The organism is Rhizobium sp. 18055 (genome assembly GCF_902706285.1).
Taxonomy (GTDB): domain Bacteria; phylum Pseudomonadota; class Alphaproteobacteria; order Rhizobiales; family Rhizobiaceae; genus Rhizobium.
The window spans coordinates 91,102-105,327 of sequence record NZ_CACSKD010000006.1 but is presented as its reverse complement, the minus strand read 5'-3'; the positions used below and the strand labels follow the sequence as shown (position 1 = coordinate 105,327).

Annotated in this window: 7 protein-coding genes; 5 read left to right on the top strand and 2 right to left on the bottom strand. The window is 61.3% G+C overall.

The genetic code is table 11. The features are described from left to right. Window positions 1-219 precede the first annotated feature (219 nt). From GVL52_RS12825 to GVL52_RS12805, 5 genes are all read left to right on the top strand, one after another. Window positions 220-8,739, top strand: coding sequence for a glucoamylase family protein (locus GVL52_RS12825; RefSeq protein WP_160007599.1), 8,520 nt, complete (start codon window positions 220-222; stop codon window positions 8,737-8,739). Window positions 8,740-8,837: 98 nt separating this feature from the next. Continuing rightward, window positions 8,838-10,067, top strand: a complete 1,230-nt coding sequence (locus GVL52_RS12820; protein ID WP_160007597.1) for an OpgC family protein — start codon at window positions 8,838-8,840, stop codon at window positions 10,065-10,067. A 24-nt stretch (window positions 10,068-10,091) separates the two neighbouring features. After that, window positions 10,092-10,292 (top strand): hypothetical protein, encoded by a 201-nt coding sequence (locus GVL52_RS12815; protein ID WP_160007960.1) that lies wholly within the window; start codon window positions 10,092-10,094, stop codon window positions 10,290-10,292. Window positions 10,293-10,405: 113 nt separating this feature from the next. Continuing rightward, window positions 10,406-11,440, top strand: coding sequence for an aspartate-semialdehyde dehydrogenase (locus tag GVL52_RS12810; protein WP_160007594.1), 1,035 nt, complete (start codon window positions 10,406-10,408; stop codon window positions 11,438-11,440). 172 nt (window positions 11,441-11,612) lie between these two features. Further along, window positions 11,613-12,437 carry a lytic transglycosylase domain-containing protein gene (locus GVL52_RS12805; RefSeq protein ID WP_160007592.1) on the top strand — a complete coding sequence of 275 codons (825 nt, stop codon included), beginning with the start codon at window positions 11,613-11,615 and terminating at the stop codon, window positions 12,435-12,437. A gap of 75 nt (window positions 12,438-12,512) precedes the next feature. Here the strand turns inward: GVL52_RS12805 and GVL52_RS12800 are convergent, their stop codons facing one another. Both GVL52_RS12800 and pdxY read right to left on the bottom strand, forming a co-directional pair. After that, window positions 12,513-13,154 carry a carbonic anhydrase gene (locus GVL52_RS12800; RefSeq protein WP_160007590.1) on the bottom strand — a complete coding sequence of 214 codons (642 nt, stop codon included), beginning with the start codon at window positions 13,152-13,154 and terminating at the stop codon, window positions 12,513-12,515. Between the two features lie 69 nt (window positions 13,155-13,223). Then, the gene (pdxY, locus tag GVL52_RS12795) at window positions 13,224-14,099 is read right to left on the bottom strand and encodes a pyridoxal kinase PdxY (RefSeq protein WP_160007588.1); all 876 of its coding nucleotides are present in this window, start codon (window positions 14,097-14,099) and stop codon (window positions 13,224-13,226) included. Window positions 14,100-14,226 lie beyond the last annotated feature (127 nt).

The window sequence follows — 14,226 nt, the reverse complement described above, 5'->3', positions numbered from 1 at the left end:
GATTGGCTTTGCGGGGAGGCACAATTCAATCTCATCACCTTCTTGCCCTGCCGCTCGACATTTTGCGTCTAAATCGATTCGCATTGCCGTTCGATCGTTGCTGCCAATGTTTCCGGTCCCTCTGAGAAAGACCGGCATTGTTCATGCGGCAGTCATATTTGGCAGTGCACAAGGCAGCCCTAATTACCCATAACTTTGTTTGGATCCAGAACCGAACCCATGTCTATTTCCCCCACGTCTCCGAGCCCGTCCCGCGAGTCCGAAACCAAGCAGATCGATCATAACGACTCGATCCGCTCGACCTACATGTCGATTGAAGACATAAAGGCGATGGGCGCATCCGCTGCTACCTCAGGCGTTAATTCGCTGGTCGCCTTTGCGCCTTTCGACTTCTTCGCCCGGCACAAGGAGAACGAAAAGGAAATCCTGCGCGTCTACCGCACGACCGCGGCAGATGTGGAGGCCGGCGAGACCATCACGCCGGCCGCCGAATGGCTGTTGGATAACCACTACATTGTCGAGGAAGCGATCCAGGAAGTCCGCCGTGACTTCCCCAAGCGCTTCTATCGCGAGCTGCCGACGATCGATGTCAACGGCACCCAGATCCCGCGTACGCTGGCACTTGCCTGGCTCTATGTCGCGCATACCCACAGCACCATCTCGCAGGAAAGCCTGACGGCGCTGGTGGATGGCTTCCAGGAACATGAAACCCTGCGGATCGGCGAGCTATGGGCGCTGCCTTCGCTGGTGCGTTATGTGCTGGTCGAAAACCTGCGCCGCATTTCCATCCGCGTTGAACGCAGCCGCCGCATGCGCCGCCGCGCCAACGAGGCGGCCGATGAACTGGTCCGCCTGACCGACCCGGCAAAGGCCGCCGAATATCTGCGAACCCTGGAACCGCTCGCCGAAGACAACACCTTCTCGACGCAGTTCCTCTACCGCATGCGCGACGGCTCGCAGACCTCGAGCGTTGCCATCTCCTGGCTCGACGAGCGCCTGGAAGCGCTCGGCCGCGACACCGAAGCGACGACGATGGCTGAACACAGCCGCCTGTCCTCCGGCAACGTGACGATGGGCAACATCATCCGCAGCCTGCGCGAGATCGACGATACCGAATGGTCCGTCTGGGTCGAGCAGGTCAGCCATGTCGATAAGCTCCTATGGGACAATTCCGACTACGGCCTTCTCGATTCCGGCTCGCGCAATAAGTACCGCAAGCAGATCGAAAAGCTCGCCAAACGCTCGACCATGACCGAAATGGAGATCGCCCAGCTGGCGCTCGACATGACGGAAGAGGCGAAAGCCTCCGGCGAAGACCAGCCGCATGAGCCGAACGTCGGTGGTTTCCTCGCCGGCGCTCAGCGTCCGAAGCTGGAGGCGAGAGCGACCTACAGGCCGACGCTTGTGCAGCATTTCGTCCGCGCCGTGCGGCGCTTCAACTGGCTGTCGATCGCCGTCCCAGTGCTGTTGCTGACCGTCCTTGCGATGGTCGTCGTCGGACGCTTCATGGCTGGCGCCGGCATGGGCGCAGCCGAAATCATCCTTTTGCTGATCATGTTCTCGCTACCGGCCTCCGAAGGCGCGACCGGCCTGTTCAATACGGTACTGTCCTTCTTCGTCACCCCGGCACGCCTCGTCGGCTACGAGTTCAAGGAAGGCATTCCCGAGGACGCCCGCACGCTGCTGGTCGTCCCCTGCCTGATTTCCAACCGCGACAGCGTTGACGAACTGGTCCGCAACATCGAGGTGCACTACCTCGCCAATCCGCGCGGCGAGATCTACTTTGCGCTGCTCAGCGACTGGCCGGACAGCCAGGTCGAGGAAACGACCGCCGACCTCGAAGTGCTCGACTACGCCCGCCGCGAAGTCGCCAACCTTTCGGCCCGCTATGCCTATGATGGCAAGACCCGCTTCTACCTCCTGCACCGCCGCCGCCTCTACAATCCTTCGGAAGGCGCGTGGATGGGCTGGGAGCGCAAACGCGGCAAGCTGCATGAGCTGAACATGCTGCTGCGCGGCGACCGCGACACCACCTATCTACCGGGCGCCAACATCGTGCCCGAGAACGTCCAGTATGTGATGACCCTTGATGCCGATACGCGCCTGATGCGCGATACCGTCACCAAGTTGGTCGGCAAGCTCTACCACCCGACCAACCGCCCGGTGATCAATCCGGAGACCGGCCGCGTCGAAAGCGGCTATGGCGTTCTGCAGCCGCGTGTCACGCCGTCGCTGACGACGGGTGAGGACGCTTCCGTCTTCCAGCGCGTCTTCTCGATCAACCGCGGTCTCGACCCGTACGTCTTCACCGTCTCCGACGTCTATCAGGACCTTGCAGGCGAGGGCACCTTTACCGGCAAGGGCCTCTACCACGTCGATGCCTTCGAAGCTGCCCTGAAGGGCCGCATCGAGGAGAACTCCGTTCTTAGCCACGACCTTCTCGAAGGCTCTATGGCCCGCTGCGCGCTGGTCACCGATCTCGAGCTCGTCGAGGATTTCCCGACCCGCTACGAAGTCGAAACCTCGCGCCAGCATCGCTGGGCGCGCGGCGACTGGCAGCTCCTGCCTTACATGTTCAGCACCACGCACGGCGTCACCGCGCTCGGCCGCTGGAAGATGTTCGACAACCTGCGCCGCTCGCTGACCCCGATCGCCTGGTTCTTCGCATCCGTACTTGGCTGGTACTTCATGGATCCGCTCGGCGCCCTGATCTGGCAGATCGTACTGATCTTCTGCCTGTTCGTTGCTCCGACGCTGTCGCTTATCAACGGCATTATCCCGCGCACCAGCGATATCGTTGCCCGCGCCCACCTTTACACCGTCTGGTCCGATATCCGCGCAGCCAACGCCCAGGTCGCGCTCCGCATCGTCTTCATCGCCGACGGTGCCTGCATGATGGCGGATGCCATCGGCCGGTCGCTCTACCGCCTGTTTGTCAGCCACAAGCTGATGCTGCAGTGGAAGACAGCAGCCAGCGTTCAGGCCGGCAAGCAGGGCACCGTCAGGTCCTATTACAGGGCCATGTGGCACGCACCTGTGCTGGCCCTGCTCGGCCTCGCTTTCGCAGTCCTATCCGGCGACAAGGCATTCCTGGTCGGTATTCCCTTCGCCGCACTCTGGGTCCTGTCGCCGCTGGTCGCCTATTACGTCAGCCAGTCCGCCGAAACCGAAGACCGGCTGGAAGTGGCAGAATCCGTTTCCAACGACCTGCGCAAGATCGCCCGCCGCACATGGCGCTATTTCGAGACGTTCACCACCGCCGAGCAGAACTTCCTGCCGCCTGACAACGTCCAGGAAACCCCGCACGTCATCGTCGCCACACGGACATCGCCAACCAACATCGGCGTCTACCTGCTTTCGGTCGTCTCCGGTCGGCAGTTCGGCTGGTTCTCGTTCGAGGAAACCATCGAGCGCCTTGAGCAAACCATTGCCACCGTCGACAAGATGGAAAAGTTCCGCGGCCATCTGTTCAACTGGTACCACACCGACACCCTGGAGACGCTTGGACCGCGCTATGTATCCGCTGTTGACAGCGGCAATCTCGCCGGCCACCTGATCGCCATCTCGTCGGCCTGCCGCAACTGGGCCGAGGCACCGTCAGCGCATATGCAGGGCAACCTCGACGGTGTCGGCGACACCTCGGGCATTCTCGCCGAAGTGCTGGCCGAACTGCCGGATGATCGCAAGACCGTCCGCCCGCTGCGCCGCCGTCTGGAGGAACGCATCATCGGCTTCCAGAACGCGCTCGCAGCCGTCAAGCGCGAGCATGAGTTCGCCTCCATCCGCATCATCAACCTCTCGGTGCTGGCCCGCGACATCCAGAAGCTGGCGGCCAATCTCGACCACGAAGTGAAGTCGGCGCTCAGCGGCGAGGTCACCCAGTGGGCCGAATCGCTGGTCAAGGTCTGCGAAGCGCATATTTCCGACAGCACCTTCGACCTCGCCAACATCGATGCCCTGCGCCCGCGCCTGACGGCACTGCGCGACAAGGCCCGCGATCTCGCTTTCTCCATGGACTTCGGCTTCCTGTTCCGCCCGGAACGTCGCCTGCTCTCGATCGGCTACCGCGTCGAAAGCGGCGAGCTCGATCAGGCCTGCTATGACCTGCTGGCATCGGAATGCCGCCTCACCAGCCTGTTCGGCATCGCCAAGGGCGACCTGCCGACAGAACACTGGTACCGCCTCGGCCGCCAGGTCGTGCCGGTCGGCTCGCGCGGCGCGCTGGTCTCCTGGTCCGGCTCGATGTTCGAATATCTGATGCCGCCTCTGGTCATGCAGGAGCGTGGCGGTGGTATCCTCAACCAGACCAATAACCTGGTCGTGGTCGAGCAGATGAACTACGCTCGCAAGCTGGGTATCCCGTGGGGCATCTCGGAAGCGGCGTTCAACGCCCGCGACCACAACCTCAACTACCAGTATACCAACTTCGGTGTCCCGACGCTTGGCCTGAAGCGCGGCCTCGGCCACAACGCCGTCATCGCGCCTTACGCATCGATCCTCGCCAGCCAGTACAACCCGCCGGCAGCGGTTGAAAACCTCGAGCGCCTGCGCAAGCTCGGCGCGCTTGGAAAGTATGGCTTCCATGACGCCGTCGATTTCACCCCGACCCGCGTTCCTGAAGGCAAGACCTGCGCGATCGTCTACAACTACTATGCCCACCACCATGGCATGTCGATTGCAGCGGTCGCCAACGTCGCCTTCAACGGCCATCTGCGCGAACTCTTCCACTCCGATCCGGTGATCGAAGCGGCAGAACTTATGCTGCAGGAAAAGGCGCCGCGCGACATCCCGATGATGAGCGGCAAACACGAGTCCGATACACCCGCCAGCATCCAGGATGACCTGTTGCGCCCGGAAATCCGCAAGATCTTCGATCCTGCAGCCCGCGACCGCGAACTCGTCTTCCTCTCCAACGGCCACTACTCGCTGATGCTGACCGCCACCGGTGCCGGCTATTCGCGCTGGAACGGCCAGTCGGTTTCCCGATGGAAGCCGGACCCGACCGAGGACCGCTGGGGCACCTTCATCTTCCTGCGTGACACCACCACCAACGAATGGTGGTCTGCCACCGCCGAGCCGAAAAGCATTGAAGGCGAGCAGGTCCGGGTTCTCTTTGCCGATGAGAAGGCCGAGTTCACCAAGACGGTCGGCGAACTGACCAGCGAAGTCGAATGCATCGTTGCCACCGAGCACGATGCCGAAGGCCGCCGGTTGACGCTGCTCAACACCGGTTCGGAAGACCGCTTCATCGAAGTGACCTCCTACCTCGAGCCGGTTCTTGCCAGCGACGATACCGACAACGCCCATCCGGCCTTCGCCCGAATGTTCGTCAAGACGGAGATCGGCAAGCGCGGCGACGTCATTCGTGTCGAGCGCAACAAGCGCGACGCCAACGAGCCGAACATGGCGGTCGCCCACCTGATCGTCGACAACGCCGGCGCGACCCGCCACACCGAGTTCGAGACCGACCGCCGCAAGTTCCTCGGCCGTGGCCGCACCCTGGGCAATGCTGCGGCATTCGATCAGGGCGCCACGCTGTCGGGCACCGACGGCTTCACGCTCGATCCGGTCCTTTCGCTCCGTCGCACCGTGCGTGTACCGGCCGGCAAGAAGGTCAGCGTCATCTTCTGGACGATCGCCGCACCGACCCGCAACGAAGTTGATCAGGCGATCGATCGCTATCGCCATGCGGACGCCTTCAACCACGAACTCGTCCAGGCTTGGACACGCACGCAGGTGCAGATGCGCCACGTCGGCGTCACCTCGCAGCAGGCATCCGCCTTCCAGCATCTCGGCCGTCACCTGGTCTATCCCGACATGTATCTGCGTGCGGATGCAGCCGCGGTACAGGCCGGCATGCAGTCCCAATCGTCTCTCTGGCCGCTGGCGATCTCGGGTGACTTCCCGATCTTCACCCTGCGCATCAACGACGACATGGATCTCGACATCGCCAAGGAAGCCTTGCTGGCACAGGAATACCTGCGCTCGCGCGGCGTCACCGCCGATCTCGTCATCATGAACGAGCGCGCTTCATCCTATGCGCAGGACATGCAGCACGCCGTCGACCAGATGGCCGAAAACGTGCGCCGTCTCGGCCAAGCCGATGGATTGCGCCAGCACATCTTCACCGTCCGCAAGGATCTGATGGAGGAATCGACCTATCACGCGCTGATCTCCGCCTCGCGTGTCACCTTCCACGCCAAGAACGGCAAGATCATCGATCAGATCAACCGTGCCGTGGCACTGTTTGCCCCGACCAAGGAAGAGCAGCTGCAGCTTGAGCAGACCAATACGTCCAAGTCCCGCTCCAAGCGCACGGCGCCGGTCGCCAAGGCGTCCGTGTCCACGCTGGTGATCGAAGAACACGGCGATCTCAACTTCTGGAACGGTATCGGCGGCTTCTCCGGCGATGGGCGCGAATATGTCGTGCGCATTCCAGGCGGCCACGCAACGCCGCAGCCGTGGATCAACGTGATCTCGAATGAGAAGTTCGGCTTCCACGTCTCGGCCGAAGGCGCCGGCTTCACCTGGAGCACCAACTCGCGCGACTACCAGCTGACGCCATGGTCGAACGACGCGGTGGTCAACCGTCCGGGCGAAGCGATCTACCTGGTCGATCGTGACTGCGGCGCGGTGATGACCCCGTTTGCGGCTCTGTCGAACCGGTCTGACATCCAGTTCGAGGCCCGCCACGGCCTCGGCTACTCGGTCTTCTCCAGCGTCCAGAACGATGTGGATCTGGAACTGACCCAGACGGTCGATCGCGAGAGGCCGGTGAAGCTGCAGCGCCTGCGGCTGCGCAACAATGGCAGCGGTGCACGCAAGCTTCGTCTCTACGGCTACGTCGAGTGGGTGCTTGGCAACAACCCGCAGAAGACGGCACCGTTCATCCTCTCCGAACATGACGCCGAGACGGGCGCCCTCTTTGCCAGCAACAATTACAGCATCGACTATTCCGGCCGTGTTGCTTTCTTTGCTGCCAGCGAAGCGCTCGCTGGCTATACGGCGAGCCGCCGCGAATTCATCGGCAAGGCTGGCAACATCCAGACGCCAGCAGCCATCAGCCCGGCTTCCAACCTGTCGAGCAGTGTCGATCTGGATGGCGACCCAGCGGCAGCGCTGGCGATCGATATCGATCTCGCCGCCGGCGAGGAGCGCGATATCGTATTGTACCTCGGCGACACGGCAACCAAGGAAGAAGCCCGCGCGCTGATTGCCGATATCCGCAAGACCCAGTTCGATGACGCGGTTCAGGCGAACCGCAGCTTCTGGCAGGGCTTCACCGGCAAGCTGCAGATCTCGACGCCGGATCAGGCGATGAACACCATGATCAACACCTGGCTGCCTTACCAGAGCCTCGGCTGCCGCATCATGGCACGCACCGCCTTCTACCAGGCCAGCGGCGCTTTCGGCTTTCGCGATCAGCTGCAGGATACGCTGGCATTCGTGCTTCACGAGCCGTCTATCGCCCGCAAGCAGATCGTCAACGCCGCCTCGCGTCAGTTCCGCGAAGGTGACGTCCAGCATTGGTGGCTGCCGGGAACGGGCGCCGGTGTCCGTACGCTGATCTCCGACGATGTCGTCTGGCTGGCCTATGCCGTGCACCACTATTGCACGGTGACGGGAGACAAGAGCGTTCTTGACGAGCAACTCTCGTTCATCGAGGGACCAGCACTGCTTCAGGGCCAGCACGACTCGTTCTACCGGCCGGAAACCTCCGAGGAGAAGGTCAGCATCTACGAGCATGCAGCCATCGCGCTTGATCTCGCCATCGCCCGCAAGGGAGAAAACGGCCTGCCGCTGTTCCTCGGCGGAGACTGGAATGACGGCATGAACCGCGTCGGCATCGGCGGCAAGGGCACGAGCGTGTGGGTTGGCTGGTTCCTGGCCGGCGCCCTGCGCTCATTCACCACTGTCGCCCAGGAACGTGGCGATACGGCTCGTGTCGAGCGCTGGAGCAAGCACCTGACCGAGCTCAAGGCGGCACTCGAGACGGCAGCCTGGGACGGCGCCCACTATCGCCGGGGCACCTTCGACGACGGCAGCCTGCTCGGCTCGACCGAAAGCCTTGAGTGCCAGATCGATTCGATCGCGCAGTCCTGGAGCGTTCTGTCAGGCGAAGGCGATCCGGCTCATGCCGCCATGGCCATGGACTCGGTTCTCGAAAAGCTGGTCGACAACGACGCGCGGATCATCCGCCTGTTCACCCCGCCCTTCGTCAACTCGGCCAAGGACCCGGGCTATATCAAGGCCTATCCGCCCGGCGTCCGCGAAAATGGCGGCCAGTACACCCATGCTGCCACCTGGGTGGTCATGGCGCTGGCCGAACTCAATCGCGGCGACGACGCCCTGCGCTGCTTCGACCTGCTGAACCCGATCAGCCATGCCAAGGACCCGGCCTCGGCCGAACACTATCGTGTCGAACCTTACGTGATTGCCGCCGACGTCTATGGCGACGGCGCGCTGACCGGTCGCGGTGGCTGGACCTGGTATACAGGCTCGGCCGGCTGGCTCTACCGCGCAGCCGTGGAGGGCATTCTCGGGATTCGTCTCAAGAACGGCCGCATCCATGTCAGCCCGGCACTGCCGAGCACCTGGGAAGGCTTCTCCGCAGAAATGGAACACGCCGGGAGCAAATACCTCATTTCGGTCTCAAAATCGTCCCATCCGAGAGGATACGATCTGACGGTCAACGGACGTCAAGTCACCGATCCCGAAGAGGGATATCCGGTCGGATAACAGCACTTTTCAGGCAAGCCATCCGGCGATTCGTTGCGGCCAAAGGGGAAACCTTTTGGCCGCAACTGCGTTTGCAAAATGGAAGCATGGAGAGGTCAATGGTAAAGACGCCCGAAATTACGTTCGGTGCAGGACGCACGATTGCGACCGCGGCACCATCGAAACGTGACACGCGCTTGGACGTTCTGCGCGGGTTGGCGCTGATCACCATCTTCATCAATCACGTTCCCGGCCAGATCTTCGAGCATCTGACCACCAAGAATTACGGCTTCTCGGATGCAGCCGAAGCCTTCGTGCTGATCTCAGGGATCGCCGTCGGTATCGCCTACGGGTCACGCTTCAAGATTGGCGCCTGGTTCGAGACCGCCAAGAAGTCAACGAAGCGTGCCTTCACGCTCTACCTCGCCCATATGATCACGACATTCATGACGCTGGCGCTGTTTCTCACGGGTGCATGGCTGTTCCACCGGCCCGGACTTCTCTGCGAGATCAATATCCTCGCGGTCCTCACAAATCCGCAGGCAGGGATTCCGTCGCTACTGCTGCTCGGACACCAGATCGGCTATAACAACATCCTGCCCATGTACGGCGCCCTGATGCTGATGATCCCGATCATCCTATTGCTGGAAGCCAGGAGCCCGCTGCTCGCGCTGGCCGTTTCGGGTGCCGTCTGGTTGCTGTCGGGCATCTTTGAAATCGCCCCGCACAACATGCTGATCGAAGGCTACTGGTTCCTCAACCCGCTGTCGTGGCAGTTTCTCTTCACGATCGGCATCGTCGGCATGATGCATGTCCGTCGCGGCGGCAAGCTACCGCAGCATCCCCTGCTGATGGCGCTGGCCGCAGGCTATGTCGCCCTCTCCTTCGCCTGGGTCGTCGGCCAGCTGTGGGGTATAGGAAACACACTGGCATCGCTCGGCCTGCCGCCGGTCATAACAGGCTTCGACAAGACCTTCCTGTCGCTGCCACGGCTGCTGCATGTCCTCGCGCTGACCTATCTGGTTCTCAACATCAACGCCATCTCCAGCCTGCTGCGTCGGCCGGAGGACAATCCGCTGGTGATTTTCGGTCGCCACTCGCTCAACATCTTTGTCGCCGGCACCATTCTGGCGATGGTCGGTCAGGTCGTTCTCTACATCAACAATGGCGACAAGATCGTCGGACCGATCTTCGTTGCACTCGGCGTCGCCATCCAGTTCGCCTATGCGTATCATCTTGAACGCAAGCGCAAGCTCGGCAAGGCAAGCTCCGCCAATGCTGCTCAAAGCGGCGGCATGCGCCCCGTTACCGTGAGCGCGGATCGCGGACGCAACATGGACCGAAAGTAGACCCGAAGGCAGGCCGCCTGTGACATCGCCACGGGCGGCTTTTCACTCAAAAACCTTGACTCCTCTCGAAAACCTTTTATGAGCAGCGGTGGAAAAGGAAAATCCATGGTTCGTCAAGAACACGCCATTGCTGTTTGCAATGACCAGGCACCAGTTGCCCGGATGGGAATCCTTGTTCCGGTTTCTTCCAAAACCAAGGCCAAAACGACGACGAAAACCGTCTGACGTCTCTGGCCTGCCGCTCTCTCCCCGGCTCGGCTGGGGACAGGAAGCCGCGATCGTTCCGCGCCTTCCCCCCTCACCGAACAAGAGGAGAGATGAGAAAGAGAGCTTGAGAAATGGGTTTTAAAGTTGCAGTTGCGGGCGCGACCGGAAATGTGGGCCGGGAAATGCTCAACATCCTCTCCGAACGCGGTTTTCCTGCCGATGAAGTCGTCGCACTCGCGTCCGCGCGCTCGCAGGGCCTCGAAGTCTCCTATGGCGACAAGACGCTGAAGGTCATGAACCTCGAAAACTACGATTTTTCGGACACCGATATCTGCCTGATGTCGGCTGGTGGTGAAGTGTCCAAGAAGTGGTCGCCAAAGATCGGTGCCCAGGGATGCATCGTCATCGATAACTCCTCCGCATGGCGTTACGATCAGGATGTTCCTTTGATCGTGCCTGAGGTGAACCCCGATGCGATCACCCAGTTCACCAAGCGCAACATCATTGCCAATCCGAATTGCTCGACGGCGCAGCTCGTCGTGGCGCTGAAGCCGCTGCATGACTTCGCCAAGATCAAGCGCGTCGTCATCTCGACCTACCAGTCGGTATCAGGTGCCGGCAAGGAAGGCATGGACGAACTCTTCACCCAGACCCGCGCTGTCTTCGTTGCCGGTACGGTCGAAACCAAGAAGTTCACCAAGCGGATCGCCTTCAACGTCATTCCGCATATCGATAGCTTCATGGAAGACGGCTACACGAAGGAAGAGTGGAAGGTTCTGGCGGAAACCAAGAAGATGCTGGACCCGAAGATCAAGGTCACCTGCACGGCCGTGCGCGTACCCGTGTTCATCGGCCACTCCGAATCGGTGAACATCGAGTTTGAAAACGAGATCACCGCCGATCAGGCCCGCGATATCCTGCGCGAAGCACCCGGTTGCCTCGTCATCGACAAGCATGAAGACGGCGGCTACATCACCCCTTACGAATCTGCCGGCGAGGACGCGACCTTCATTTCGCGTATTCGCGAAGATGCGACGGTCGAAAATGGCCTGAATATTTGGGTGGTTTCAGACAACCTGCGCAAGGGTGCCGCGCTGAACGCGATCCAGATCGCAGAATTGCTGATCAATCGCGGACTTGTGAAGCCACGCAAGCAGGCCGCCTGAATATTTTATTAACCATGTCTTGTTAAGCCCGTTACTTAAGTTAAGGCTTATCCAAAAGCGCGGGGTACCATCTTGGCGTCCCGCGCTTGCCAAAAGGATAACCATAACAATATCGCCGATAACGGGGCTCCCGCCCGGTTCAAGGCTAGGCTGATCGGGATCGGGGTATTTGATGCGCATGACAAGACTTTTTCTGGCGGCAGCGGCAGCGCTCGCCATTTTCCAGGCAGTTCCATCCATTGCCAACGCCGCACCGCAATGCGGCAACACCGGCGCAGGCTTCAACGACTGGGTCGTTGCCTTCAAGCAGGAAGCAGCAGCCAACGGCGTCAACCGTTCGGTTCTCGACCGCGCCTTCGCCAATGTCGTCTACAACAAGCCGACAATTTCGGCCGACCGCGGCCAGAAGAGCTTCAAGCTCTCCTTCGATGCCTTCATGCAGAAGCGCGGCGGCCAGACGATCATTTCGCGCGGCAAGGGCATGAAGCGCGCCAACGCGGCGCTCTTTGCCGCAATCGAGCGCAAGTATGGCGTCCCCGCCGGCCCGCTGATCGCGATCTGGGGCATGGAAACAGGCTTCGGCAACTACATGGGAACGCAGCACACCATGTCAGCGGTCTCCACGCTTGCCTATGATTGCCGCCGCTCGGCCTACTTCACCGATCAGCTCTACGCTGCCCTTCAGCTCGTGGGTGAAGGCTTCCTCAGCCCACAGGCCCGTGGTGCAGCCCATGGCGAAATCGGCCAGACGCAGTTTCTTCCCCGCAACGTCGTGCTCTTCGGTGCCGATGGCGATGGCGACGGTCGTGTCGATATGGTCGGTTCCCGCGCCGATGCACTGGCGTCGACCGCAAACTTCCTGAGAGGCCACGGATGGCAGCCAGGCGCCGGTTATCAGCCCGGCGAAACCAATTTTGCAGCCATTTCAGGCTGGAATGCCGCCACGGTCTACCAGCAGGCGATCGCCTACATCGGCAAGCAGATCGACGCGAACTGAGATTTATTCAAATAGGCTTGAGGAGCGCCGAGGGAAACTTCGGCGCTTTTTCGTTTGCTGGAGCGTTCTGGCAGCTCAGACTTCCGGCCGGATGAAATCACGGCTTTCGGCATCCATCACCCAGAGCTCGCCGGTTGAAATGTCGAACCAGGCACCGTGAAGATGGATCTTGCCGGCTTCCTCGAGCGCCTTGATCTCCGGAAACGTCCTGAGATTGTCGATCGAGTTACGGATCGATACCCGCTCGAGCGCGGTCTGCCGCTCGCCCGGCGTCATCACATCATTGCTCTGGATCTGCTCGGCGGCCGGCCGCACCAGTGACATCCAGCGTCCGATGAAATCGCCCGGCGACAAAGGCTCGCCGTCCTGGTCCAGCGCCGCGCGGATACCGCCACAGCGTCCATGCCCCATCACGACAATGTCCGTCACCTTCAAGGCCTGCACCGCAAACTCCAGTGCTGCCGACGTGGCATGGAAATGCCCGTCCGGCTCATAGGGCGGTACCATGTTGGCCACATTGCGGATGACGAACAGCTCGCCAGGCCCGGCATCGAAGATCAGCTCGGGCGCGGCGCGCGAGTCGGAACAGGCAACGACCAGCGTACTCGGGTTCTGGCCGTTCTCGGCCAGTGTCCTGTATCGATCGCGGGCGTCTGCGTAACGCCCGTTCATGAAGTTCCGGTAGCCGTCGAGAAGTGTGTCTGGAAAACGCTGCATGCTATTCGATTACAGCGTGATCGAGCCAAGATCAATATCGCATGGCACAATCCAGCAACAGCGCGGCGATCAGCGCTTCCGTCGCTGCGCGGGATGCATCAGATGCCGCATCTGAACCATGGCCATCGGCGTCGACAGGCTGGAGGCGTCGCTGGCCAGTGTCAGCTCGTCGCTGCCACGCTTTACAGCGCGCGCCAGCACTTCGTAGACGCTGGCGGTCGCAAGCTGCAGCGCCCGTTCATCGTCCATACCGGTTTGTAATCGCGAGAGGAACAACGCGGCCAGCAGATCGCCGAGCCCATTTGGCGGATTTTCGATCAGGCGATGTTCGGCAAGCAGCGCATGCCGTCCCGAGAGATAGAGATTTCCGGTCCCGCCGGACATCATCGGCACCGCCGACGTCACCAGCATCCGCGACGGACCCAATGCGAGCGCCGCTTCCATGATGTCGGTATTGCTCTCCAGCGGCGCTCCGGAGAGCCAGGCAAGCTCATAGCGGTTGGGCGTCGCCAGCGACGCCAGCGGGATCAGATGATCGCGTATGGCCTCGGCGGTCGCTTCGGGCACGTAGAGGCCGCCCAGATCGCCCATGACGGGATCACAGACATAAAACAGGTCGGGATTGCGATCACGCAGCGCCGCGACCAGCCGGGCAACGGAGCGCGCTTGGGCTGCATTGCCGAAATAGCCCGAGAGCACCGCCTTGACCTCGCCGATCCAAGGGGCGCGGATGAGATCGTCGACCGCAGTATCGAAATCGGCCTCGGCGAAGGTCAGACGGGTCGAGCGTCCATGTCCCGGATGCCACGGGAGAACAATGGTTGGCAGCGCCCAGACCTGGTGGCCGAGCGTCTCCAGCGCAAACACGGCTGCGCGATTGCCGACCGAACCACGAACGACATGGCTCGATATGACGATGACCGCTCCTGCTGCATTCTGCGACATGATTTTCTGATCCGAATTCCGATCCCGCGTTGATCGGCTTTTTGCTGTTCGCCTGTCAACAGCCGTTCGTCACGGCATGATCAAAGTTCACGTAGATGACACACACAATCGAGTATCAGGGTGATCA